General features: G+C 73.5%; 18 protein-coding genes and 1 pseudogene. 13 read left to right on the top strand and 6 right to left on the bottom strand.

All coding sequences use genetic code 11. The features are described 5' to 3' along the window. Positions 1 to 132 precede the first annotated feature (132 nt). Complete coding sequence (locus ACWEV0_RS04310; protein WP_453146321.1) at positions 133 to 1323, top strand: acyl-CoA dehydrogenase family protein; 1191 nt, start codon at positions 133 to 135, stop codon at positions 1321 to 1323. 157 nt (positions 1324 to 1480) lie between these two features. After that, positions 1481 to 3799: an FdhF/YdeP family oxidoreductase gene (locus tag ACWEV0_RS04315; protein ID WP_453146323.1), complete on the top strand. Its 2319-nt coding sequence runs from the start codon at positions 1481 to 1483 to the stop codon at positions 3797 to 3799. A 32-nt stretch (positions 3800 to 3831) separates the two neighbouring features. On the opposite strand, the gene ACWEV0_RS04320 is transcribed toward ACWEV0_RS04315, so the two are convergent. The 5 genes and pseudogenes from ACWEV0_RS04320 to ACWEV0_RS04340 form a co-directional block, all read right to left on the bottom strand. Further along, positions 3832 to 5523, bottom strand: a complete 1692-nt coding sequence (locus ACWEV0_RS04320; protein WP_453146400.1) for an FUSC family protein — start codon at positions 5521 to 5523, stop codon at positions 3832 to 3834. Between the two features lie 106 nt (positions 5524 to 5629). Further along, a pseudogene (locus ACWEV0_RS04325) lies at positions 5630 to 5791 on the bottom strand (molybdenum cofactor biosynthesis protein MoaE); the annotation flags it as partial. A 508-nt stretch (positions 5792 to 6299) separates the two neighbouring features. Further along, positions 6300 to 7163, bottom strand: coding sequence for a potassium channel family protein (locus ACWEV0_RS04330; RefSeq protein WP_453146325.1), 864 nt, complete (start codon positions 7161 to 7163; stop codon positions 6300 to 6302). A 30-nt stretch (positions 7164 to 7193) separates the two neighbouring features. Next, positions 7194 to 8540 (bottom strand): nicotinate phosphoribosyltransferase, encoded by a 1347-nt coding sequence (locus ACWEV0_RS04335; RefSeq protein WP_453146326.1) that lies wholly within the window; start codon positions 8538 to 8540, stop codon positions 7194 to 7196. Between the two features lie 67 nt (positions 8541 to 8607). After that, complete coding sequence (locus ACWEV0_RS04340; protein WP_453146328.1) at positions 8608 to 9672, bottom strand: helix-turn-helix transcriptional regulator; 1065 nt, start codon at positions 9670 to 9672, stop codon at positions 8608 to 8610. 102 nt (positions 9673 to 9774) lie between these two features. Here ACWEV0_RS04340 and ACWEV0_RS04345 point away from each other — a divergent pair, with 102 nt between their 5' ends. The 9 genes from ACWEV0_RS04345 to ACWEV0_RS04385 all read left to right on the top strand — a co-directional run bounded on the left by ACWEV0_RS04345 (position 9775) and on the right by ACWEV0_RS04385 (position 19946). Further along, a complete protein-coding gene (locus ACWEV0_RS04345; RefSeq protein WP_453146330.1) occupies positions 9775 to 10086 on the top strand; it encodes a hypothetical protein in 312 nt (103 codons plus the stop codon). Positions 10087 to 10131: 45 nt separating this feature from the next. Beyond that, on the top strand, positions 10132 to 11406 hold the full coding sequence (locus ACWEV0_RS04350; protein WP_453146331.1) for a phage baseplate protein: 1275 nt from the start codon (positions 10132 to 10134) through the stop codon (positions 11404 to 11406). A gap of 24 nt (positions 11407 to 11430) precedes the next feature. Next, a complete protein-coding gene (locus ACWEV0_RS04355; RefSeq protein WP_453146333.1) occupies positions 11431 to 11886 on the top strand; it encodes a hypothetical protein in 456 nt (151 codons plus the stop codon). A gap of 39 nt (positions 11887 to 11925) precedes the next feature. Then, positions 11926 to 12852 carry an oxygenase MpaB family protein gene (locus ACWEV0_RS04360; RefSeq protein ID WP_453146335.1) on the top strand — a complete coding sequence of 309 codons (927 nt, stop codon included), beginning with the start codon at positions 11926 to 11928 and terminating at the stop codon, positions 12850 to 12852. Further along, the gene (locus ACWEV0_RS04365; protein WP_453146336.1) at positions 12828 to 14960 is read left to right on the top strand and encodes a tetratricopeptide repeat protein; all 2133 of its coding nucleotides are present in this window, start codon (positions 12828 to 12830) and stop codon (positions 14958 to 14960) included. The genes ACWEV0_RS04360 and ACWEV0_RS04365 overlap by 25 nt, the downstream gene beginning before the upstream one ends. 80 nt (positions 14961 to 15040) lie before the next feature. Continuing rightward, positions 15041 to 16594, top strand: a complete 1554-nt coding sequence (locus tag ACWEV0_RS04370; protein WP_453146338.1) for a phytoene desaturase family protein — start codon at positions 15041 to 15043, stop codon at positions 16592 to 16594. Positions 16595 to 16786: 192 nt separating this feature from the next. Continuing rightward, positions 16787 to 17815 carry an L-threonine 3-dehydrogenase gene (gene tdh / locus ACWEV0_RS04375; protein ID WP_453146401.1) on the top strand — a complete coding sequence of 343 codons (1029 nt, stop codon included), beginning with the start codon at positions 16787 to 16789 and terminating at the stop codon, positions 17813 to 17815. A gap of 18 nt (positions 17816 to 17833) precedes the next feature. After that, entirely contained in the window at positions 17834 to 19033 is a 1200-nt protein-coding gene (locus ACWEV0_RS04380) for a glycine C-acetyltransferase (protein ID WP_453146340.1), read from the top strand. Positions 19034 to 19037: 4 nt separating this feature from the next. Then, entirely contained in the window at positions 19038 to 19946 is a 909-nt protein-coding gene (locus ACWEV0_RS04385) for a LysR family transcriptional regulator (protein WP_453146342.1), read from the top strand. A gap of 25 nt (positions 19947 to 19971) precedes the next feature. Here the strand turns inward: ACWEV0_RS04385 and ACWEV0_RS04390 are convergent, their stop codons facing one another. Further along, the gene (locus tag ACWEV0_RS04390; RefSeq protein WP_453146343.1) at positions 19972 to 21828 is read right to left on the bottom strand and encodes a serine hydrolase; all 1857 of its coding nucleotides are present in this window, start codon (positions 21826 to 21828) and stop codon (positions 19972 to 19974) included. Between the two features lie 98 nt (positions 21829 to 21926). On the opposite strand from ACWEV0_RS04390, the gene ACWEV0_RS04395 reads away from it, so the two are divergent. Both ACWEV0_RS04395 and ACWEV0_RS04400 read left to right on the top strand, forming a co-directional pair. Then, the gene (locus ACWEV0_RS04395) at positions 21927 to 23036 is read left to right on the top strand and encodes an NAD(P)H-dependent flavin oxidoreductase (protein ID WP_453146344.1); all 1110 of its coding nucleotides are present in this window, start codon (positions 21927 to 21929) and stop codon (positions 23034 to 23036) included. Then, positions 23033 to 24610 carry an acyl-CoA synthetase gene (locus ACWEV0_RS04400; protein ID WP_453146345.1) on the top strand — a complete coding sequence of 526 codons (1578 nt, stop codon included), beginning with the start codon at positions 23033 to 23035 and terminating at the stop codon, positions 24608 to 24610. The genes ACWEV0_RS04395 and ACWEV0_RS04400 overlap by 4 nt, the downstream gene beginning before the upstream one ends. The last annotated feature ends 22 nt before the right edge of the window (positions 24611 to 24632 follow it).

Raw genomic sequence — 24632 nt, forward strand, 5'->3', positions numbered from 1 at the left:
CCCAGCGGGGCGGAAGGGCCCGTGCGCCACCTGCCGTGTCACCCCACCGGCCGGTGCACGGGCCTTCCGCATTTTTGGAACACGTTCTACCGTGGCCGCCGCACGCCCCGAGCCCGAGCCACGGGAGACGCCATGCACCTCGAGTACACGCCCGCCCAGCACCGCCTGCGCGCCGAGCTGCGGGCCTACTTCGCCGAGCTCGTCCCCGAGGACGTCCACGCCAGATACGCCGACCCCGCCGCCCAGAAGCGCTTCTACCGCGAGACCGTGCGCCGTCTCGGCACCGACGGCTGGCTGGGGGTCGGCTGGCCGACCGAGTACGGCGGCCGCGGGCTCACGCCCATGGAGCAGTTCATCTTCTTCGACGAGGCCGCCCAGGCCGGCGTACCGCTGCCGCTGATGGCCCTCAACACCGTCGGCCCGACGATCATGCAGTTCGGCACCGACGAGCAGAAGGCGTACTTCCTGCCCCGGATCCTCTCCGGCGAGATCGACTTCGCGATCGGCTACAGCGAGCCCGACGCCGGCACCGACCTGGCCGCCCTGAAGACCCGCGCGGTCCGCGAGGGCGACGAGACCACCGGGCACTACCTGGTCAACGGGCAGAAGATCTGGACCACCAACGGCGACACCGCCGACTGGGTCTGGCTCGCCGTCCGCACGGACCCCGCCGCGCCGCCGCACAAGGGCATCACCATGCTGCTCGTGCCGACCGACGACCCCGGCTACTCCTGCACGATCATCAACACCCTCGCCTCCCACGACACCACCGCGAGCTACTACGAGAACATCCGCGTGCCCTGCTCCCGCCGCGTCGGCGACGAGAACAAGGGCTGGCGGCTGATCACCAACCAGCTCAACCACGAGCGCGTCACCCTCGCCGCCCACGGCACCATGGCCATCCGCGCCCTGCACGACGTGCAGCGCTGGGCCGCCGGCACCAAGCTCGCCGACGGCCGCCGCGTCCTCGACCTCGGCTGGGTCCGCCGCACCCTGGCCCGCACCCACGCCCGCCTCGACGCGATGAAGCTGCTCAACTGGCAGATGGTGAACGCCGTCCAGCACGGCACCCTCACCCCGCAGGACGCCTCCGCCGTCAAGGTGTACGGCTCCGAGGCCCGCCGCGACGCCTACGCCTCGCTCATGGAGGTCACCGGCTCGGCCGGCGCGCTGAAGGAGGGCTCGGCCGGCGCGGTCCTGCACGGCGAACTCGAACGCGGCTACCGCTCCGCCGTCATCTTCACCTTCGGCGGCGGCAACAACGAGATCCAGCGCGAGATCATCTCCTGGATCGGCCTCGGCATGCCCCGCGTCCGCCGCTGACCGGACCCGGCGCCTGATCCGGCGGCGGGCAGCGGGCGGCGCCGGGGCGGCGACGCGGCCGGATGGCGGGGCCCGAGCGGCGGACTTAGCCTGCTCGAAGGTGCCGTAGGTCCACCCTCGCGCGCCCGTGTGCCTCCGCTGGGAAGGGTTGAGTGCCGTGACCGTCGAGAAGGACGAGCCGGAAGCCGCTCTGGAACCCCGTGTCGGCCCCGTTCCCCAGGGGGACCCGGAGTTCCACCCGTACCACCGCCCCGCCGCCGGCTGGGGCGCGGCGAAGAGCGTGACCCGGTTCATGCTGCGCGAGGGCGCCCTGCCCTTGGACGGGCCCCGGGCGATCATGAAGATGAACCACGAGAACACCGGGTTCGACTGTCCGGGCTGCGCCTGGCCGGACGACACCAAGGGTCTCCATCTGGACATCTGCGAGAACGGCATCAAGCACGTCACCTGGGAGATGACCAGCAAGCGGGTCGGCCGGGAGTTCTTCGCCGCGCACACGGTGACCGAGCTGGCCGAGTGGAGCGACTACGACCTGGAGGACCAGGGCCGGCTGACCGAGCCGATGGTCTACGAGCCGGACTCGGACCGCTACGTCCCGATCGGCTGGAAGGACGCCTTCGAGCTGGTCGGCCGCACTCTGCGCGAGCTGGAGAACCCGAACGAGGCGGCGTTCTACACCTCGGGCCGGCTCGGCAACGAGGCGACCTTCCTGTACCAGCTGATGGCCCGCGAGCTGGGCACCAACAACCTGCCGGACTGCTCCAACATGTGCCACGAGGCCAGCGGCCGGGCCCTGCAGGCATCCTTGGGCACCGGCAAGGGGACGGTCGACCTCAAGGACTGGGAGACCGCCGACGCGCTGTTCATCTTCGGCGTCAACGCCGCGTCCAACGCGCCCCGGATGCTGACCGCGCTCGCGGAGGCGTACCACCGCGGCGCGCGGATCGTGCACGTCAACCCGCTGATCGAGGCGGCGGCCACGCGCGCCATCATCCCGCACGACTTCCGCGACATGGCCACCCTCCACTCGACGAAGACCAGCACGCTGAACCTGCAGCCACGCATCGGCGGCGACATGGCGCTGCTGCGCGGGATGGCCAAGGCGATCATGGAGCAGGCGGTCACCGACCCGAAGGCGCTGGACCAGGAGTTCATCGAGCGCCACACCCAGGGCTTCGACGAGTACCGCGCGCTGTGCGAGGGCACGTCGTGGGAGGAGATCGAGCACCAGTCGGGACTGAGCCGCGAGGACGTGCTCAAGGCGGCTCGGACGTACGCGGAGGCCGACCGCAGCATCGTCAGCTGGTGCCTGGGGCTCACCCAGCACGAGCACGGCGTGGACACCGTCCGCGAGATCGTCAACCTGCTGCTACTGCGCGGCAACCTGGGACGCGAAGGGGCCGGCCCCTCTCCCGTACGCGGCCACAGCAACGTCCAGGGCAACCGGACCTGCGGGATCGACCACCGGCCCAGCCCCGAGTTCCTGGACCGGCTGGCCCGGGTCTGCCGGATCGACCCGCCGCGCGAGCACGGCCTGGACACGGTCGGCACCATCAAGGCGATGCGGGACGGCGCAGTCAAGGTGTTCGTCGGCATGGGCGGCAACTTCGCGCTCGCGGCGCCGGACTCCCCGGTCACGTACGCGGCGCTGCGGACGTGCGAGCTGACCGTGCAGGTGAGCACGAAGCTGAACCGCAGTCACATCGTGCACGGGCGCCAGGCGTTGATCCTGCCGTGTCTCGGCCGCACCGAGAAGGACCACCAGCGCCGGGGCGTCCAGAGCACCTCGGTCGAGGACTCGATGAGCATGGTGCACCTGTCGGTCGGCATGAAGCGGCCCGCCTCGCCGCACCTGCTGTCGGAGCCGGCGATCATCGCGGGCATGGCCCGCGCGGCGCTGCCGGACAGCGAGACGCCGTGGGAGTGGTACATCGAGGACTACGACCGCATCCGCGACACCATGGCCAGAGCACTCGACGGCTTCGAGGACTTCAACCGGCGGGTGCGGCTGCCGCTGGGCTTCCGGATCAAGCAGCCGGCCCGGGAACTGGTATTCCTCACCCCCTCGGGGAAGGCCGAGTTCTCGACCGCGCGGCTGCCCGACGTGGTGCCGGAGCCGGGCACGCTGGCGCTGGGCACGATGCGTTCGCACGACCAGTGGAACACCACGATCTACTCGGACAACGACCGCTATCGCGGCATCAGGAACCTTCGCACCCTGGTCTTCATGAACCGTGCCGACATGCGCGAGCGCGGTATCGAGGACATGGCGCCCGTCGACATCACGAGCACGGCCAGGGACGGCGGACGGCGCCGTCTCCACGGCTATCTCGCGGTCCCGTACGACATTCCGAGAGGTTGTGCGGCGGGCTACATGCCGGAGATGAACGTGCTCTGCGCGCTGGGCGACTACAGCACGCAGAGCGACCAGCCGATCATGAAGCACCTGAAGGTGACCATCAGCCCGGCTGCCTGATACCGACGCCTTCGAGCGGCTCGTACGCGGCGTCAGCGCCCCCGTACGAGCCGTTCGAGCAGGAGGTACGCGCGCTGCTCCGCGGCGGCCAGTTCGGTGGGGTCGATCTCCGCGGGCCAGAGTTCGCCCGCCGCCGCGTCGTCGGCCTCGCGCAGCTCCACCACGGCGGCCGCCAGGCGCGTCTGGGCGTGCGGGAAGGACGTCTCGTCGCGGTCCGCCAGCGCCCGCTCGGCCCGCCCGGACGCCTCGGTGCACGCGGTCAGCGCGCGCTTCGCCCGCAGCGCCGCCCGGTCGTGCACCACCACGAGCGCGCAGAGCAGCGCGACGGCGATGCCAAGGAGGCTGCTCAGGGCCCGGTCCTGGACGAGGGTCCCGGCCGGCGCGGGCGCGGCGAGGTCGCTGAGCAGCAGCGCCAGCGGAGTGAGGAAGACGACGCCGAGTCCGTAGTTGCGGGCCACGACGTACTCCAGCAGGAACTCCAGGAGCACGACCACGAGGACCAGCACCAGGGGGCCGGGGTGCCTGGCCAGGATGCCCAGCGCGAGGATCAGGCCGGCGATCGTGCCCAGGGTGCGCTGCACGGCTCGCTGCGCCGCCGTGCGCACATTGATCGAGTGCAGCACGGCCGCGGCCGAGATCGCCGCCCAATAGCCGTGGCCGAGTCCCAGAGCGAGGGCCGCCCCGCCCGCCAGGCCGGTGCCGAGGACCATCCGCAGGGCGGGCACCAGAAGGACCGCCGTGTGTCCGTGGGCGCGGCCCGCGAGGAGTTCCGCCGCGCGCAGTTCGTCGGCGGGGCGGGCGGGTGCCGGATCGTGGCCCGTGGCGGAGGGTGCGTTGCCGCGCCCGGCCGCGGACGCCTGCGACAGCTCGGGCAGCTCCCGCTGCCCGGCCCGGCGGCGCACCAGCAGGCGGACCTGGAGGCGCAGCCGCCCCGCCAGGCCGGTGGGGTCGTCCGGAGGGCGGCGGGCCGAGCCGATGAGCAGCGACCAGGAGAGATCGGTCAGACGGACGCAGGTGTCGCCGCGGCCGCCCCGCTCGGCGGCCGTAGGAGGGAGCAGGCCGAGCGTCCGGTACGCCGCCAGCACGGCAGCGGTCGCCCGGTGCCGGGCGAGCCCGTGGCCCTCGCCCGCGGCGACCGCCTGTAGCAGGTCCGCGAGCTCGCGGAGCGCGGCGGCGACGGCGAGGCGCTGCGGCCGGTCCGGATGCACGAACCGGCCGGACACGCCGAGCAGCCAGGCCACGGCCGCGCCCAACGCGGCCAGGCCCGTGTGCGGCAGGACGTCGGACGGGTCCGGTGAGCCGTTCGCCGCGACGGCGAAGGAGAACAGCAGCAGGACGGCCCCGAGGCCGCTCAGCCGGGCCGCGTCGCAGGCGAACTTGGCGGCCCCGGCCACCAGGGCCGTCGCCGTGACGACCAGCGCGGCGCCCGCTCCTCCGTCCTGGGGCCGAGCCCAGGCGCCGAGCGCGGAACCGCCGGCGACGCAGGCCGTCATCGCCACGGCCACCAGGGCGAGCACCCGGGCCCGCGGGCCGTAGGGCAGGTTGCGGCCGAACGTGGTGGTGAAGGAGCCCAGCATGGCGTAGACGGCCGCGTCGGCCCGGCCGGCCAGGGCGAGCGGAACCGCCGGCAAGGCCATCGCCGCCGCCGCGCGCAGGGCGAAGGACAGGGCGCCGTCAACGCTCTGCAGGGCGAGCGCGCCCCGTGGCGAGAGCGCGCGCCGCATGCGGGCGGCCGACCGGCGCCGGGCGGGCCCGGTCACCGCGGCGAGCGGACGGCGCGAACGGGACACAGTCGGTGTACAGCACGCGTGTGCCGCGCCTGGCGGGCCGTCAGCATGCGCCCACCCGCTCCGCTTCGCCGTCCGCGAAGAGCTGGTGCCTCCGGATCGGCACCTCGTGCTTCAGGTCCTCGACCAGGCGCTCGCAGGCGGCGAACGCGTCCGCGCGGTGCGGGCGGGAGACGGCCGCGATCACGGCGACGTCGCCGACGGCCGCGGACACCTCGGCGAGGGAAAGCGGGGCGTCGCGACTGCCGACGAGGCGGATCGGGCCGGCGGGGGTGCGGGCCGCGGCGATCCGACGGCGCATCGTGCTCACCTGGCCTTCTTCCTCTGTGCGGAGGCAGTCATTTCAGGGCTGCCGAAACGGAATCATCGCTCCTCGAAAACCCTCTGGGAACTTTCCTGCGAAGTCAAAGAGGGGGGCTCGTGGTCGCGGCCCGGGAGCCGGGCTCGGTGCTGGCGCGCCCTCACGGAGGTCGCGCGCCGTACCGACGTGGTCGCCGCGCTGGAGCGGTTGCCCGAGGACTGAGCCGGACGCACAGTGTGGCGCCGGACGCCGACCGGTGCTTTGCTGAGGGTGAGGAGGGGTCCCCTTCCGAGAGGACGCGGAGAAGCGGCTTCGAGCCGTGCACCGCACAATCAGGATCCGCGAGAAGCGGATGGGCCCCTCCTCCTCGTTCTTTCCTGCCTGGCCCTACCCGGCCTCCCTGCCCGCCGCGTCAGCGCCCGTGGTCGGCCGCGTACGCCGCGAAGACACCCGCCGGGTCCTCGCCCGTCCGCAGGAATCGCGCGTCGAGCACCGCGGCCAGGTCGTCCAGGGCCGTCCGCAGCGCCGCCCCGGACACCCGGACGTCCGGGTGATGTGCCCGGGTGGCCTGATCGGCCAGGCCGGTGGCATAGGTGAGCTGGGCGGGCAGCGCGATGTGCTCCTCGCCGTCGTAGAAGTAGTACGACTCGGCGTACTGGAGGAAGTCGACCGTGACGACCGCGACGGCCGAGGCCAGGGCATCGAGCAGGGCGGCGCTGCCGTCGGTGTCCAGGGCCCGGCCGGTGGCGCGGCTGCGGCGCAGATGGGACAGGCGCAGGGCCAGCGCCCGGCGCCGGGCGAGGGCCGGGTAGACGCCCAGGATCCAGGCGACGGTCGCGGACAGCAGGGCGAAGCCCACCAGGGCCTCCATCGGGGCGAGCACGCGCAGCCAGCCCGACGTCGGCACGATGTCGCCGAGGCCCAGGGTGGCCAGGGTGACGAGGGAGACGTACAGCGCGTCCAGCGGACCCGCGTGCGAGCCGGGGGCGAGCCCGGCGGAGTACGAGAACTCTTCCGGCATGTGCGGCCAGTACATCAGCGCGCAGCCGACGGCCACGAGGAGCGCCCAGATGGCGACGACGATCATCATGCCGGTCGGTCCCGCGAGACCGGCCGGCCGCGTGCGGTCCTCGATCCGGGACGACAGCCGCCACACGGACCGCATCACCAGCCGGCTGAGCCCGCCGTGCCGGGTCGGGTGCCACAGCGTGTGGAAGACGTCGCGCAGCACGATCAGCACCAGGGCCGCTCCCACCAGCGACAGCACCCACGTCATCCGGCCACGCTCCTCCCTCGGACCCGCACCTCAGCCCGGCTCACCGCGCCCGGCGCCGGTCCGGCTCCCCATCCGGTGCCGTACGACGCTGGTCAGGGCGGTGAGGCGAGCCGACACCTCCGGCGCGGGGGCCACCGGGTCCGCGAGGCGCCGGGCCTCCTCCGGAAGCGCGGCGAGATCCGCCTCGAAGCGGGCGCGGGCCGCCGCCAGGGTGTCCGGCGGCCCGGTGCGAAGACCGCCGCTCATCACCGTCGTGAGCAGCGGCTCGGTGCCCTCGGGCGGCTCTTCGTTCGCCAGGCCGATCACATCCCGCGTGCCCGCCCCGCGGAAGACCTGCTTCGGGCCCGGCGCCGTCGCCTTCGCCGCCGACAGCTTCATCACCGGCCGCCCGTCGTACTCGACGAGCTTGTACGCCGCGTCCAGATAGGGCGCGTCGGCGGCCGTGCCGACCTTCGTCCCCACCGCGTACGCGTCCACCGGCGCCCCGTCCCGAACCAGCCGGTCGACGGCGTACTCGTCCAGACCGCCGCTCACGATGATCCGTACGTCCCCGAGGCCCGCCGCGTCCAGTGCGGCCCGCGCCCGGCGGGCCTGCGCGCCGAGGTCGCCGCTGTCGAGACGGATCGCGCACCCCGGCCCGAGCCCCAGGTCGGACAGCACGCGCGCGGCCGTCGCCACCCCGCGGTCCGTGTCGTAGGTGTCGACCAGGAAGGTCACCGGCCCCGGATGGGTGCGGGCGAAGGCGCGGAAGGACGCCTCCTCCGAGGGGAAGCTCTCCACGTACGAGTGCGCCATGGTGCCCGCCGCCGGGATGCCGTAGCGGTGGGCGGCGGCGACGTTGCTGGTGCCCGCGAAGCCGACCAGGGCACCGAGCCGCGCCGCCTGCATGCCGGCCTCGGCCCCATGGGCTCGGCGCAGCGAGAAGTCCACCAGCGGGCGCCCGGCGCCGGCGAGCACGCACCGGGCCGCCTTGGAGGCCACCGCCGTCTGGTGACAGACCAGGGTGAGCAGATACGTCTCCACCAGCTGCGCCTGCGGCAGCGGCGCGGTCACCTCCAGGAGCGGCTCACCGGCCAGGACGAGGCGTCCCTCGGGCACCGCCCGGACCTGCCCCTCGAAGGAGAGGCCGCGCAGTGGTTCGAGGTCCTCGACGGGCCGGCGCAGCACCTCGGCGAACTCCTGCACGTCGGCGCGGCCCACCCGGAAGCGGGAGAGGTAGTCGAGGGCCGGTTCGAGGCCGGCGGCGACGAGGAACCCGCGGCCCGGCGGCAGCTCGCGCACGAACAGGCTGAAGGTGGCCGGTGCGCGCATGTCCTCCCGCAGGTACGAGAGCGCCATCGTGACCTCGTACAGGTCGGTGGTGGTGACCTGGGACATGCTTCGATCATGCGCGGCCGGCCGGCACCCCGCACGGGGACGGGCGGAAACGGGGGCCTCATCACTCCTACGTGCCGAGCGCCCGTGCGAGCAGCGTCCGCCGGCTGTGCGTGCCGGTCTTGGCGAAGACCGACTTCAGATGGTCCTGGACCGTGTGCTCGGACAGGTGGAGGCTCCCGGCGAGCGCGTGGCTGTCGGAACCCTCCGCGAGCAGCCCGAGGAGTCCGGTCTCGCGCGCGCTCAGACCGTACGCCCGGCAGAAGACGTCAAGCCGTTCCGCCGGGGTCGACTCCTCGATGGTCACGGCGATCTCCCGGTCCGCCGCCGGCTCCTTCTCCTCGTCGCCGATCCGGGCCGCGCGCAGGGTCAGCCACAGCCCGTCGGCGAGATGGACCCGGGCGCGCGGCGGACGCTGATCCACGCCGGCCTCGCGGGCGAGGAGCTGGGCCGCGACGTTGTAGACGGCGGCCGGCACCGGGGCCTCGCCCTCCCTCGGCGGCAGGAGTCCGGCGAGGTACGTGTCCGAGCCGGGCGTCCGGCCGCGCACCCGCAGCCCCGGCGAGAGCAGCAGCACGAGGGGGCCGGGCCGGAGCGCGCCGGGCGGCCGGGCCGTGAAGGTCGCCGCCTGTCCCGCGCGCAGCGCCTCCGTCACGGGGCCGGCGATCCGGTCCAGGAAGCCCAGCTCGGCGGATCCGAAGGCGCCGGCCTCCGTCTCGTACCGCCACAGGTCCAGGAAGCCCCAGCAGCCGTAGCGGTCCCGGAAGACCACCGACGCCAGGTCCCGCACCCCGAGCGGACCCAGCGCCTCCGCCCACATCGGGCCCCGCGCCCCCGGCTCGTACCCGCTCAGCGCGGCGGCCCCGGAAAGCCGCGTCCAGCGGTTCACCGGCGTCAGGTACTTCAGCCGCACGATCCGCGGCAGGTCCGCGAGGTCCGGGACGCGCGCCACCGGGGCGCAGCCGACCTCCGTCACCGGATCGGTCAGCAGGAACGCGAAGGCGTCGAAGGCGAGCACTTCGCCCAGCTCGCGCAGCAGCCGTACCCGAAGCTCCCGCGGGTCGCCGCCGGCCGCGCAGACCCGCGCGATCCGCTCGTACGCCCGGTCGTACGCCCGGGATGAGGGGGAGGGCATGGCGTGGAGCGTACGGGGCGAATCCCCCGATATCTGGGATACCGGCGCCGCGCCGCCCCGCCCCACGCTGAGAGGAGACCGCCCGGGAGACGAGGAGGAGTCATGATCACCCTGCACATCGAGCACCCGATCACCGACTACGCCGTGTGGAAGCGCGCCTTCGACGCCTTCGCCGCCGCGCGCGCCGAGGCGGGCGTGCTCCACCACTCCGTCCGCCGCCCCGTCGACGACCCGGCCTGGGTGGTGGTCGACCTCGGCTTCGCGGAGGCCGCGCAGGCCGAGCGTTTCCTCGGCTTCCTCACGGCCCGGGTCTGGGCGCGGCCGGCCGACTCGCCCGCGCTCGCGGGAAGTCCGCAGACCCGTTTCCTGTCGGTCGAGGAGGAGGTTTGGCAGACTGACGCGGTTCGATCATGAACGGGCATGAACAGATCGCCAGCCGAGTCGTCGAGGAGCGCGCCGTTGAGCGTCACCATCCCAGGACAGATAGACATCGCGGGCCCGGTGGGCAAACTGCTCCACCGGCGCCCGCTGCAGAACGGCACCGTCATGCAGTCGTTCGCCTTCGACCCCGTCACCGCCGACGTCTACACCCTCCAGATCATGGACGGCGGCATCCTGCTGCCCGGTGAGACCACCGCCCCCGACTGGGCCACCCGGCTGAGCAACGGCGACCTGTGCCTGACCCGGCTCAGCCCGGCCGGCGCCATCCTCGGGCACATGTACCTGCGCGGCTTCGGACACGGCGTCAACCTCGGCGTGGAGAACCGCGGCGGGGCCGTGTGGCTGTGGACCGAGACGGCCTCCACGCCCAACAGCAAGAACGAGGGCTTCGGCACCGCCGTGACCAGCTTCTCGTACGCGGACGGCGACGTCGTCGACTACGACACCCCGCGGCACACCCAGCCCTACACCCCCGACCCCGCCGCCCGGTGGATCACCCCCACCGTCGACCACGGCGCCAACGAGCTCGTGCTCCGCTTCGGACTCGGCGGCGCCACCTGCTACGAGCGCTACGACCTCGCGCAGGCGGCCGCCGGGGCATGGCAGCCGCTCCAGCGGATCACCCCCGTGCTGCCGCCCGAGGGCGTCGACTTCCAGGGGTACACGTCCCACGCCGGCGTCCTCTACACCCTCCAGGGCCAGTCCCTGGCCAAGGTCCCGCTGCCCGGAAACACCTACCTCACCGCCTTCGAGTGGGCCACCGGCAACCAGCTCGACCGGCAGTTCGTCACCGCCGCACCCGGCCTTGAATGGCGCGAGCCGGAGGGCATGGCGGTCTCCGTCCGCGACGGCGTCCCGCACCTCCACTTCGGCTATGCCTGCGAGGACCCCGGCCCGCGCACCTGCACGATCCTGTCGCTGTCCGGGGCCCCCGAGACCGACGGCGTGAAGGTCCTCACCGACTGGCAGCCGATCGTCCTGGCCACCGGCGTGACGCCCGATCAGAACGCCCCGCAGGCACGTCTGATCAGCCTCGCCGGCACCACCGTGCTCCAGCTCTCCGGCGGGGTCGCGGGCCCCTTCACCGCCGACACGGTCCTCGGCACCCTGCCCGACCCGCTCACCCCGAGCATCACCGCCCGCGCCACCGTGCCCCGTGACAACGCGGCCGGCGGCCCCGCCGTCGCCCGCGTCGAGATCGGCAGCGACCGCGCGGTGCGGCTGTTCGGCGGACGCACCACGAACCCGATCGCCTGGGCGCAGCTCGACAACTTCAGCGCCGTCTGGCGCTAGACCTTCCCCACCTCAAGGAGTCGCATGTCCCACAACCGCCGCAGCGTCCTCGGCGCGGCCCTCGCCCTGCCCGCCGCGCTCACCGCCGGCGGCCTCGCCGCCGCCACCCCGGCGGCCGCCGTGACCGGCACCGTCGACGCCGGTGCCTGGACGCCGCTCGTCCTGGAGACCGGGATCACCCCGAGCGCCGGCGCCACGCCCGAGGTCCGCCTCGTCACCATCGCCGGCACCGTCTTCCTCCAGGCCCGCGGCCTGGTCACCTGCAGCCTCACCGGCGACGCCAAGGTCGGCCGGCTGCCCGACGGCTTCACCCCGCCCACCGGCTACGTCCGCGCCGCCGTGCCCCGCAACAACAGCCAGGGCATCAACGCCTGCCGCTTCGAGATCAACCCGACCGGCTCGGTCAGCGTCTTCGGCGCCAACACGAGCAGCCCGATCACCTGGGTCCAGTTCGACTCCGTGCAGACGATCTGGCGCTGACCCTTCGCGCGGACGGGCCCCCCACCTAGCCTTGGAACCATGCGGCCCGACGCCACCACGCACGACCCCGACCCGGGGCTCTTCGGCCCCCGGTCCGTCACCTGGCAGCTCCACGGCGACCCCGTCATGTGGATCGGCGGGGTGCGCGCCCTGTACCTGCAGGCGCTGCACCCCGTCGCCGTCCGCGGAGTCATGATCAACAGCGACTTCCGGCGGGACGCCTGGGGCCGGCTGATGCGCACCGCGAGCTTCGTAGGCACCCTCACCTACGGCACCACCGAGGCCGCCGAGGCCGCGGGCGCCCGGGTGCGGAAGATCCACCGGCTGCTCGGCGTCGACGACCCCGGGCTGCTGCTCTGGGTGCACTGCGCCGAGATCGACTCGTACCTCCACGTCGTCCGCCGCTCCGGCATCCCGCTCACCGACGCCCAGGCCGACCGGTACGTCGACGAACAGCGCACCTCCGCCCGGCTCGTCGGCCTCGACCCCGACGCCGTGCCCGGCAGCACCGCCACCCTCGCCCGCTACTTCGAGGACATCCGGCCCCGGCTCGCCGCCGGGGACGACGCCCGCACCGTCGACGCCTTCCTGCGCAGCCCCCCGGTCGCCCCGGCGCTGCGCCCCGCGCGAGAGGTGATCTGGCGGCGCGTGGCCGCCCTCGCGTACGACTCACTGCCCCCGTACGCCCATGAGCTGTACGGCCGGCCCGCGCCGCCGCCCGGGACCGTCACCCACCGGCTGACCGCCACCGCGAACCTGCTGCGCTGTGTGCCCGGCCGGCTGCGCTGGCGGCTGCCCCCGCGGCACATCCTGCGTGCCATGGACCGGCTCGGACCCGACACCCGGCCCATGCCGTACAGTCTGCGCAGCGCGGCCGCCATACTGGACGAGCCGGGGAGGGAGCCGCACGGCAACAGGGCAAACGGGGGCGACAGCACGCGATGGCGGACACGGACACCAGGCTGATCCAGGGCCGGTACCGGCTGCACGAGGTGATCGGCCGCGGCGGCATGGGCGAGGTCTGGCGGGCCACCGACGAATCGCTCGGCCGGCGCGTCGCCGTCAAGTGCCTGCGGCCGCTCGGCCAGCAGCGCGACCCCGCCAACCTCGCCGTGCTCCGCGAACGCTTCCGCCGCGAGGCCCGCGTCGCCGCCGCGCTCCAGCACCGCGGCATCACCGTCGTGCACGACTTCGGCGAGTCCGACGGCGTGCTCTTCCTCGTCATGGAACTCCTCGACGGGCGCAACCTGAGCCAGCTTCTCAACGACAACGGCAAGCGGCCGCTGCCCGTGGGCGACGTCGTCGAGATCGCCGAACAGGTCGCCGACGCCCTCGCCTACACCCACCGCCAGGGCGTCATCCACCGCGACCTCAAGCCCGCCAACATCGTGCGGCTCGGCGACGGCACCGTGAAGATCTGCGACTTCGGCATCGCCCGCCTCGGCGCCGACATCGGCTTCACCTCCCGCCTCACCGGCACCGGCATCGCCATGGGCACCCCGCACTACATGTCGCCGGAGCAGATCGGCGGCGGTGACGAGGTCGACCACCGCAGCGACCTCTACTCGCTGGGCTGCGTGCTCTACGAGATGGCCACCGGCGCCCCGCCGTTCGACATGGACGACACCTGGGCCATCCTCATCGGCCACCGCGACACCACGCCCGCGCCGCTGCGCAGCCACCGCCCCGAACTGCCCGGCTATCTCGACCTGGCCGTGCTCGACCTGCTCGCCAAGTCCCCCGAGGGCCGGCCGTCCGACGCGGCGGAACTGCGCGAACGGCTCACCTCCGGCCGCCACAGCGGCGCCTGGACCCTCACGCCCCCGGCGCCGCCCGCCCTGCCCGGCTGGGCCCGCGCCATGGGCACCGGCCGCACCGCCGTCAGCACCCTCGCCGGGCGGGCGGCCCCCGCCCACGACCCGGCCACCGCCCTCACCGGCGCCTGGACCAGCGCCGTCGCTCCCATGCCCGTCGCCGACGCCCCGGTGCCGTCCGGTGAGCTCGTCGCCGTGCTCGCCGGACGGCACCGGGCCGGGCTCGGCCTGGGCCGGCTCGGTCGCTGGGCGGAGGCCGCCGACCTGCTGCGCACCGTCGTCCGGGACCGGACGCACGTGCTCGGCGCCGACCACCCCGACACCCTCGCCAGCGGCTACGAACTCGGCTTCGCCCTCGCCCGGCTCGGCCGGACCTCCGACGCCCTCAGCCGCTTCGCCGCAGTCGCCGAGGGCCGCGCCCGCACCCTCGGCACCGACCACGCCGACACCCTCGCGGCCCGGCAGGAGACCGCGTACGTGCTCGGCGGCCTCGGTCGGCACGCCGAGGCCCACTCGGTGTACGAGGCCGTGCTCGCCGCCCGCGAACGCACCATGGGCGCCGACCACCCGGACACCCTGCGCTGCCGGCACAACCTGGCCTGCACCCTCGGCCGGATCGGCCGGGTCACCGAGGCGTACGCGACCGCCCGCGAGGTCGCCGACGCCCGCACCCGGCTGCTCGGCGCCGACCACCCCGACACCCTCGCCACCCGCCACGAGATCGGCCACGCCCTCGGCCGGCTCGGCCGCTGGGCCGACGCCCTCACCCAGTACCGCGAGGTCGCCGAGGCCCGCCACGCCGTCCTCGGCCCCGACCACCCCGACACCCTCGCCGCCCGCTACGAGACCGGCATCTGCCTCGGCCGCCTCGGCCGCGCCGAAGAGGCCGCCACGCTCTACCGCGACCTCGCCGCCGCCCGCACCCGCGTCGACGGCGCCGACCACCCGGAGACGCTACGGGCCCGCCACGGCCTGGGCGTCAACCTGGGCCGCCTCGGCCAGTGGGACGAGGCCCTGGCCGAGTCGCGCACGGTCCTCGACGCGCGCACCCACGTCCTCGGCCCCGACCACCCCGACACCCTCGCCAGTCGCCGCGAGACCGCCATCGCCCTGGGCCGGCTGGGCCGTTGGCCCGAGGCCCTCGACCAGTACCGCCGCGTGACACAGACCCGCACCCGGCTCCTCGGCCCGGACCACCCGGACACCCGTGCCGCGCGGGCCGACGAGGGCTACTGCCGGGAACGGCTCGCGGAGGCGTAGGAGGCGCGGCGGCGGCGCCACGGACAACCGCCCGGTGCGCGGACCCTGGTGAGACCGGCCGGTAGCTGTTAGCAAGAGGCATGACCGCACCGCAGAGCTCCTACGACGCCGTCATCGTCGGCGGCGGACACAACGGCCTCGTCGCCGCCGCCTATCTCGCCCGCGCCGGGCGCCGGGTCCTCGTCCTGGAACGGCTCGGCACCACCGGCGGGGCCGCCGTCTCGACGCGGCCGTTCCCCGGCGTGGACGTCCGGCTGTCCCGCTACTCGTACCTCGTGTCGCTGCTGCCCGAGAAGATCGTCCGGGACCTCGGGCTGCGCTTCTCGGTGCGGAAGCGTTCGGTCGCCTCGTACACCCCGTACGGCGACTCCGGGCTGCTCGTCGGCAGCGACGACGCCCGCACCCGCGCCTCCTTCGCCGCGCGCACCGGCTCCGACCGCGAGTACGAGGCGTGGCAGGGCTTCTACGGGCGGACCGCGCGCGCCGCGCGCCGGATCTTCCCCACGCTCACCGAACCGCTGCCGACGCGCGACGCGCTGCGCGCCCGGGTCGACGACGCGGAGACCTGGGAGATGCTCTTCGAGCAGCCCATCGGGGCGGCGATCGAGCGGCACTTCGCGGACGACCTGGTCCGCGGCGTCGTCCTGACCGACGCGCTCATCGGCACCTTCGCCGACGCCCACGACCCCTCGCTGCTGCAGAACCGCTGTTTCCTCTACCACGTCATCGGCGGCGGGACCGGCGACTGGGACGTCCCCGTGGGCGGCATGGGCGCGCTCACCGACGCCCTCGCCGACGCGGCCCGCGCTGCCGGGGCCACGATCCTCACGGGCCACGAGGCCACCCGGATCGACACCGACGGCACCCGCGCCGAGGTCGCGTACCGCACCGCGGGCGGCGAGGGCGTCGTCGCCGCCGACCACGTGCTCGTCAACGCCTCCCCGCAGGCCCTCGCCGGACTGCTGGGCGACCCGGCACCGGCCCCCGCCGAGGGCGCGCAGCTCAAGGTCAACATGGTGCTGACCCGGCTGCCGAGGCTCCGGGACCGCGCCGTGGATCCGCGCGAGGCGTTCTCCGGCACCTTCCACATCGCCGAGGGATACGAGCAGTTGGGCACCGCCTACGCCGAGGCGGCCGCCGGCGACCTGCCCGGCGCGCCGCCGGCCGAGATCTACTGCCACACCCTCACCGACCCGAGCATCCTCGGCCCGGACGCCACCGCCCGCGGCTACCAGACCCTCACCCTGTTCGGCCTGCACGCGCCCGCCCGGCTCTTCGCCGCCGACCCCGACGGCGCCCGCGAGGCACTCCTCAAGGCCACCCTCGACCGGCTCGACGCCGTCCTCGACGAGCCGATCGCCGACTGCCTGGCCCGGGACGCCGACGGCCGGCCCTGCATCGAGGCGAAGAGCCCCGTCGACCTGGAACACGAACTGCGGCTGCCCGGCGGCCACATCTTCCACCGCGACCTCTCCTTCCCCTTCGGGGAAGGAACGGAGGGCGGCTGGGGCGTCGAGACGGACCGCCCGAACGTCCTGCTGTGCGGCGCGGGCGCCGTCCGCGGCGGCGGCGTGAGCGGCGTCCCCGGCCACAACGCGGCCATGGCGGTACTCGGGGCTACTCGAAAGCAGTAGCGGAACCGAAGGCGTCCGAGGTTGACGCCGCACCGCTCCCGCCAGGGGCGTGAAGCTGATCTGCGAGCGCGCTTAAGAAAACCTCGATGGACCACGAGCCCGACGTACGGAAGATTTCCTTCCAGGGATCTTGGGTGCTTCGCCGTGCCCGGACCCGGACATCACAGGACACGTACGTCGGGAGCCGTGACATTGAAGGCGCTGGTCAAGCAGAAGGCGGAGCCGGGACTCTGGCTCACGGACGTGCCCGAGCCGGAGTACGGCCCCGGTGACGTTCTGATCAAGGTGAAGCGGACCGGAATCTGCGGCACCGACCTGCACATCCGCTCCTGGGACGGCTGGGCGCAGAAGACCATCGCCACGCCGCTGACCCTCGGCCACGAGTTCGTCGGCGAGGTCGTCGACACCGGCCGCGACGTCACCGACATCAAGGCCGGCGACCTCGTCAGCGGCGAGGGCCACCTCGTCTGCGGCAAGTGCCGCAACTGTCTGGCCGGCCGCCGCCACCTGTGCCGTGCCACCGTCGGCCTCGGCGTCGGCCGCGACGGCGCCTTCGCCGAGTACGTCGTGCTGCCCGCCTCCAACGTGTGGGTGCACCGCGTCGAGGTCGACCTGGACGTCGCCGCGATCTTCGACCCGTTCGGCAACGCCGTGCACACCGCGCTCTCCTTCCCGCTCGTCGGCGAGGACGTGCTGGTCACCGGCGCCGGCCCGATCGGCATCATGGCCGCGGCCGTCGCCAAGCACGCCGGCGCCCGCAACGTCGTCATCACCGACGTCAGCGAGGAGCGCCTCGACCTGGCCCGCAAGACCGGCGTCTCGCTCGCGCTCAACGTCGCCGAGCAGACCATCGCCGACGGCCAGCGCACCCTCGGGCTCAAGGAGGGCTTCGACGTCGGCCTGGAGATGTCCGGCAACCCGCACGCGATGCGCGACATGGTTGCCAACATGACCCACGGCGGCAAGATCGCCATGCTCGGCCTGCCCAGCGAGGACTTCGCCGTCGACTGGGCGCGGATCGTCACCTCGATGATCACCATCAAGGGCATCTACGGCCGCGAGATGTTCGAGACCTGGTACGCCATGTCCGTCCTCCTGGAGGGCGGCCTCGACCTCTCCCCGGTGATCACCGGCCGCTACGACTACCGCGACTTCGACGCCGCGTTCGACGACGCCGCGTCCGGCAAGTCCGGCAAGATCATCCTCGACTGGACCGTCTGATCCTCAGGAGCCCCTGACATGTTTGATTCCGTACGCGACGGCATCCGCGCCACCCTCGACGAGATCCAGCAGGCCGGTCTGCACAAGCCCGAGCGGGTCATCGGCACGCCGCAGTCCGCGACCGTCGCGGTCACCGCCGGCGGCCGCCCCGGCGAGGTGCTGAACTTCTGCGCCAACAACTACCTCGGCCTCGCCGACCACCCCGAGGTCATCGCCGCCGCCCACACGGCCCTCGACCGCTGGGGCTACGGCATGGCGTCCGTCCGCTTCATCTGCGGCACCCAGGAGGTCCACAAGGAGCTCGAGGCGCGCCTCTCGAACTTCCTCGGCCAGGAGGACACGATCCTCTACTCCTCCTGCTTCGACGCCAACGGCGGTGTCTTCGAGACCCTCCTCGGCGCCGAGGACGCGGTCATCTCCGACGCCCTCAACCACGCCTCGATCATCGACGGCATCCGCCTCTCCAAGGCCCGCCGCTTCCGCTACGCCAACCGCGACATGGCGGACCTGGAGCAGCAGCTCAAGGAGGCCACCGCGGGCGGCGCCCGGCGCAAGCTGATCGTCACCGACGGCGTGTTCTCCATGGACGGCTACGTCGCGCCGCTGGCCGACATCTGCGACCTCGCCGAGCGCTACGACGCCATGGTCATGGTCGACGACTCGCACGCCGTCGGCTTCGTCGGCCCCGGCGGCCGCGGCACCCCCGAGCTGCACGGCGTGATGGACCGCGTCGACATCATCACCGGCACCCTCGGCAAGGCCCTCGGCGGCGCCTCCGGCGGCTACGTCGCGGCCCGCGCCGAGATCGTCGCCCTGCTGCGCCAGCGCTCGCGCCCGTACCTGTTCTCGAACACCCTCGCCCCGGTGATCGCCGCCGCCTCCCTGAAGGTCATCGACCTCCTGGAGTCGGCCGGCGACCTGCGCGAGCGGCTGAGCGCCAACACCGAGCTGTTCCGCCGCCGGATGACCGAGGAGGGCTTCGACATCCTCCCCGGCGACCACGCCATCGCCCCCGTCATGATCGGCGACGCCGCCGAGGCCGGACGGATGGCCGAGCTGCTCCTGGAGCGTGGCGTGTACGTGATCGGCTTCTCGTACCCGGTCGTGCCGCAGGGCCAGGCCCGCATCCGCGTCCAGCTCTCCGCCGCCCATTCGTCGGATGATGTGAACCGGGCTGTGGACGCGTTCGTCGACGCGCGCGCCGCCCTGCGAGACTAGGGGCATGATCGAAGCGCGGCGGCTGCACATCCTCCGGGCGGTGGCCGACCACCGCACCGTCACGGCGGCTGCCGCCGCGCTCTATCTCACGCCCTCCGCCGTCTCCCAGCAGCTCGCCGCCCTGGAGCAGGAGACCGGCCACCGTCTGGTCGACCGCAATGCCCGCGGTGCCCGGCTCACCCCGGCCGGCGAGATCCTGCTGAGCCACGCCAACGCCGTCCTGGCCCAGCTGGAGCGCGCCGAGGCCGAGCTGGCGGCGTACGGCTCGGGCGAGGCCGGCACGGTCACCGTGGCGGCATTCGCCACCGGCATCGGTCTCGTCGTCGCCCCCGCCATCGGCGCCCTCGCCCGCACCGCTCCCGGCATCCGGGTGCGGGTGCGCGACGCGGAGGGCGACGAGAGCCTGCTGATGGTCCTGGACCGGCAGGTCGACGTGGCCGTCGCCGTCGAGTACCGCGGGGCGCCCGGCGAGGACGATGCCCGCCTCACCCGCGTACCGCTCTACGCGGAGCCGTTCGACGCGGTCCTGCCGCCGGACCACCCGCTCGCCGCCGGGGAGCGCATCGCGCTCGCCGACCTCGCCAAGGACCCCTGGATCGGCCAGTCCGCCGGTAACCCGTGCCATGACGTGACCGTCCTCGCCTGCGAGTACGCCGGCTTCGCGCCCAGCCTGGAGCACATCTCCGACGACTTCCGCGCCGTCGTCGCCCTCGCCGCCGCCGGCGCGGGCGTCGCCCTGGTGCCGCGCTCGGCCCTGCGCGGCACCGACCTCACCGATGTCGTCGTCCGGCCGGTCGACGGCGTCGCCCCCACCCGCCGCGTCTTCGCGGCGGTACGGCGCGGGGCCGAACAGCATCCCCTGATCCGCCCGGTGCTCGACGCCCTGCGCGCGGCGGGCGAGACGGGCGCCTGACCGGCCCTCGTCCCCGGCCGGGTGCTCAGTCGGCCGAGGCAGTCCACCCCACCGGCTCGATCCGCGCCCCGTCCGCCGGGCGGGCCGCGTCGAACAGCGGGGCCCCGGCCGCGTCCAGGACCCGCAGCCCGGCCACGTACACGCCGCGCCCCACGTAGCGCCGGTCGGTGGTGTACCGCCAGCGCAGCCGTACGGGCCCGGGCGACCACGTCGTCAGGTCGGCGGAGACGTCGTGCCAGACCCGGCCCGACCAGCCGCCGACCGCGCCCGTCGGACGGTCCTCGGGAGGGTCGGTCCGGTGGATGGTGGTGAAGGGGACAGGGGCCCAGTGGGCGCCGCGGTCGGCCGAGGCCTCCAGGACGGCGGTGTCCGCGCCGGGTTCGGTGTCCCACCACAGGGCGCAGGCGAGGCGGGCGGCGCCGGGGACGTCGGGCAGGGTGAGGGTCGCCGTAGTGCCGCTCGCCATGCCGGAGAACCATGCTTCACGGCCCCGGGCCGGGCGCACCGGCACGGCGCGGGCCAGGGCGTCGGCGGCGGCGACCCTCGGCGCGGAGCCGGAGCGCCAGGTGCGCACCGGGTGCACGGAGTTGCCGAGGACGATCAGGAAGGCGTCGGTCGTCGGGTCGAGGACCAGGCTGGTGCCGGTGAAGCCGGTGTGGCCCGCCGTGTGCGGGGTGGCCATCGCGCCCATGTACCAGTGCTGGTAGAGCTCGAAGCCGAGGCCGTGCTCGTCGCCGGGGAACGCGGTGTTGAAGTCGGTGAACATCAGCTCCACGGAGGCGGGGGAGAGGATCCGGGCGTCGCCGTAGGCCCCGCCGTTGAGCAGCGTCCGGGCGAGGACCGCCAGGTCCCAGGCGCACGAGAACACTCCGGCGTGACCGGCGACTCCGCCCATCCCGTACGCGTTCTCGTCGTGCACCTCGCCCCACACCATTCCCCGGTCCAGCCCGGACCAGGGCTTGCGGGCGTCCTCCGTGGCGGCGATCTCCCGGCGCCAGGAGAGCGGTGGCTTGAAACGAGTGCGGTGCATCCCGAGCGGAGCGGTGATCTCGGTTCGGAGCAGGTCGTCCAGAGGGCGACCGGTGATCTCCTCCAGGATCAGCTGAAGCGTGATCAGGTTCAGGTCCGAGTAGAGATAGACCGTCCCGGGCGGGTTCGCCGGCACCTCCTGCCACAGCAGCCGCAGCTGCCCCTCCCGCGTCGGCTCCTTGTAGAGCGGGATCCAGGCCCGGAAACCCGAGGTGTGCGTGAGCAGCTGACGGACCGTGACCTCCTGCTTGCCGCCGCCTCCGAACTCCGGCAGATACGCCGTGACCTTCTGCTCCAGCTCCAGCGCCCCGCGCTCGATCTGCTGCACCGCCAGGATCGACGTGAAGAGCTTGGAGACGGACGCCAGATCGAAGACCGTGTCCTCGCGCATCGGGATCTGCTCGTCGGACGGCAGCTCCACGCCGGTGTCGGTCTTCTCGTCGTACGCGGAGTAGCGCACGGCCATGCCGATCGGCCGGTGCAGCGCGACCGTACCGCCGCGCCCCGCGAGCAGTACCGCTCCGGCGTACCAGGGATGCGTGGGGGAGGGGCGCAGGAAGGATTCGGCGTCCGAGACGAGCCGGTCCAGATGCTCGGGCAGCAAGCCGGCCCGCTCGGCCGGGCCCCGCCGCAGCACGGTCCGCCGCGCCCCGCCGAAGCCGGGCCCCGCGGACCCCTCGCCTCCGCCGCCCGGCTCGCCCCCGCCGCCCGGCTCGGGCGCGGCCCCGGCCGTCCCCGGCACCGTACCGATCATCAGCGCACCTCCCAGCGCGAGCAGTCCACCGCCGAACGCCCGGCGGCTCGGCCCCCGGCCACGCCCCCCGTACCCCGATGTCCTCGTCGACTCCGTCATGCCCAGCCTCTCCCACCCGGCCCGCCGTCCCGAAACAATCTGACACTGCATCAGAAAATCTCTTCCCTCGGCGCACCGGCTGCGGCACCATGCCGCCCATGAAGACGGAGCTGAGTCGGAAACTGGGGATCGAGCACGCCATCTTCGGCTTCACGCCCTTCCCCGCGGTGGCCGCCGCCATCACCAGAGCCGGCGGATTCGGCGTCCTCGGCGCGGTCCGCTACACCGCCCCCGAGGACCTCGCCCGCGACCTCGACTGGATGCAGGACCACACCGACGGCCTGCCCTACGGCCTCGACGTCGTCATGCCGGCGAAGAAGGTCGAGGGCGTGACCGAGGCCGACGTGGAGGCGATGATCCCGGAGGGGCACCGGGAGTTCGTCCGCGCCACGCTCGCCAAGCACGGCGTCCCCGAGCTCGCCGAGGGCGAGGCGTCCGGCTGGCGCATCACCGGCTGGATGGAGCAGGTCGCCCGCAGCCAGCTCGACGTCGCCTTCGACTACCCCATCAGACTGCTCGCCAACGCGCTCGGCTCGCCGCCCGCCGACGTCGTCGCCCGCGCCCACGACCACGGCGTCCTCGTCGCGGCCCTCGCCGGCAGCGCCCGGCACGCCCGGCACCACGCCGAGGCCGGCATCGACATCGTCGTCGCCCAGGGATACGAGGCCGGCGGCCACACCGGCGAGATCGCCTCCATGGTCCTCACTCCCGAGGTCGTCGAGGCCGTCTCCCCGCTGCCCGTCCTCGCCGCCGGCGGCATCGGCAGCGGCGAGCAGATCGCCGCCGGACTCGCCCTCGGCGCCCAGGGGGTCTGGCTCGGCTCGCTCTGGCTGACCACCACCGAGGCCGAACTCCACTCCCGCGCCCTCACCGAGAAGCTCCTCGCCGCCGGCTCCGGTGACACCGTCCGCTCCCGCGCGCTCACCGGCAAACCAGCCCGCCAGCTCCGCACCGAGTGGACCGACGCCTGGGACGACCCGGCCGGGCCCGGCACCCTGCCCATGCCGCTGCAGGGGCTGCTCGTCGCCGAGGCCGTCTCCCGGATCCAGAAGTACGAGATCGCTCCGCTGCTCGGCACACCCGTCGGTCAGATCGTCGGCCGGATGAACAGCGAGCGCAGCGTCCAGCAGGTCTTCGACGACCTCACCCGCGGCTTCGAGCGGGCGATCGACCGGATCAACCGCATCGCCGGAAGGAGCCCGCAGTGAGTGACGGACCGTGGGGGTCCCCCCGGACGAAGTCCGGGGGAGGATTCTGGTCGCAGGCCGCAGCCGACCCCGCCCGCGTCGTCCTCGTCGCCCCCGACGGCGAGGAGTGGACCGCCGGACGGCTGCTCGCCGACGTCAACCGGCTCGTGCACGGACTGCGCGCCGCCGGTCTGGAGCGCGGCGACGCGTTCGCCGTCGTCCTGCCCAACGGCACCGCCTTCCTCACCGCCTGTCTCGCCGCCACCCAGGCCGGGTTCTACCTCGTGCCCGTCAACCACCACCTGGTAGGCCCGGAGATCGCCTGGATCGTCGCCGACTCCGGCGCCAAGGTCCTCATCGCCCACGAACGCTTCGCCGAGGCCGCGGCCGCGGCCGCCGACGAGGCCGGGCTGCCGGAGGCCGTACGGTACGCGGTCGGCGAGGTTCCCGGCTTCCAGCCGTACGCCGAACTCCTCGCCGGACAGCCCGAGTCCACGCCCGCCGACCGCACCCTCGGCTGGGTCATGAACTACACCTCCGGCACCACCGGCCGCCCCCGTGGCATCCGCCGTCCGCTGCCCGGCAAGCTCCCCGAGGAGACCCACCTCGGCGGCTTCCTCGGCATCTTCGGCATCAAGCCCTTCGACGGCAACGTCCATCTGGTCTGCTCGCCGCTCTACCACACCGCCGTGCTCCAATTCGCCGCGGCCGCCCTGCACATCGGCCATCCGCTCGTCCTCATGGACAAGTGGAGCCCCGAGGAGATGCTGCGGCTCATCGAAGCCCACCGCTGCACCCACACCCACATGGTGCCGACCCAGTTCCACCGGCTGCTCGCCCTGCCCGAGGAGACGCGCGGCCGCTACGACGTCTCCTCGATGCGCCACGCCATCCACGGCGCCGCGCCCTGCCCCGACCACGTCAAGCGGGCGATGATCGAGTGGTGGGGGAGCTGTGTCGAGGAGTACTACGCGGCGAGCGAGGGCGGCGGCGCCTTCGCCACCGCCGAGGACTGGCTGAAGAAGCCCGGCACGGTCGGCCGCGCCTGGCCCATCAGCGAACTCGCCGTCTTCGACGACGACGGCCACCGGCTGCCGCCCGGCCGGCTCGGCACGGTCTACATGAAGATGAGCACCGGCGGCTTCCGCTACCACAAGGACGAGGCCAAGACGGCGTCGAACCGGATCGGCGACTTCTTCACCGTCGGTGACCTCGGCGTCCTGGACGAGGACGGCTATCTCTTCCTCCGTGACCGCAAGATCGACATGATCATCTCCGGTGGGGTCAACATCTACCCCGCCGAGATCGAGTCCGCCCTCCTCGCCCACCCCGCCGTCGCCGACGCCGCAGCCTTCGGCATCCCGCACGCCGACTGGGGCGAGGAGGTCAAGGCCGTCGTCGAACCGGCCGAGGGCCACGTCCCGGGCCCCGATCTGGCCGCCGCGATCCTGGCCCACTGCGAGAGCCGGCTCGCCTCCTACAAGCGCCCCAAGTCCGTCGACTTCATCACGCACATGCCGCGCGACCCGAACGGCAAGCTCTACAAGCGCCGGCTGCGGGACCCGTACTGGGAGGGGCACGAGCGTCCCATGTGACGGCGGAATCTCCGGTGCTCCG

The sequence above is a fragment of the Streptomyces sp. NPDC003943 genome (assembly GCF_053605265.1).

Bases quoted from the DNA above. Each gene is read 5' to 3' on its own strand.
- ACWEV0_RS04310 (WP_453146321.1), top strand. From the start codon at position 133: ATGCACCTCGAGTACACGCCCGCCCAGCACCGCCTGCGCGCCGAGCTG.
- ACWEV0_RS04320 (WP_453146400.1), bottom strand. From the start codon at position 5,523: ATGCGGCGCGCGCTCTCGCCACGGGGCGCGCTCGCCCTGCAGAGCGTT.
- ACWEV0_RS04330 (WP_453146325.1), bottom strand. From the start codon at position 7,163: ATGACGTGGGTGCTGTCGCTGGTGGGAGCGGCCCTGGTGCTGATCGTG.
- ACWEV0_RS04335 (WP_453146326.1), bottom strand. From the start codon at position 8,540: ATGTCCCAGGTCACCACCACCGACCTGTACGAGGTCACGATGGCGCTC.
- ACWEV0_RS04340 (WP_453146328.1), bottom strand. From the start codon at position 9,672: ATGCCCTCCCCCTCATCCCGGGCGTACGACCGGGCGTACGAGCGGATC.
- ACWEV0_RS04345 (WP_453146330.1), top strand. From the start codon at position 9,775: ATGATCACCCTGCACATCGAGCACCCGATCACCGACTACGCCGTGTGG.
- ACWEV0_RS04355 (WP_453146333.1), top strand. From the start codon at position 11,431: ATGTCCCACAACCGCCGCAGCGTCCTCGGCGCGGCCCTCGCCCTGCCC.
- ACWEV0_RS04360 (WP_453146335.1), top strand. From the start codon at position 11,926: ATGCGGCCCGACGCCACCACGCACGACCCCGACCCGGGGCTCTTCGGC.
- ACWEV0_RS04365 (WP_453146336.1), top strand. From the start codon at position 12,828: ATGGCGGACACGGACACCAGGCTGATCCAGGGCCGGTACCGGCTGCAC.
- ACWEV0_RS04370 (WP_453146338.1), top strand. From the start codon at position 15,041: ATGACCGCACCGCAGAGCTCCTACGACGCCGTCATCGTCGGCGGCGGA.
- ACWEV0_RS04380 (WP_453146340.1), top strand. From the start codon at position 17,834: ATGTTTGATTCCGTACGCGACGGCATCCGCGCCACCCTCGACGAGATC.
- ACWEV0_RS04385 (WP_453146342.1), top strand. From the start codon at position 19,038: ATGATCGAAGCGCGGCGGCTGCACATCCTCCGGGCGGTGGCCGACCAC.
- ACWEV0_RS04390 (WP_453146343.1), bottom strand. From the start codon at position 21,828: ATGACGGAGTCGACGAGGACATCGGGGTACGGGGGGCGTGGCCGGGGG.
- ACWEV0_RS04395 (WP_453146344.1), top strand. From the start codon at position 21,927: ATGAAGACGGAGCTGAGTCGGAAACTGGGGATCGAGCACGCCATCTTC.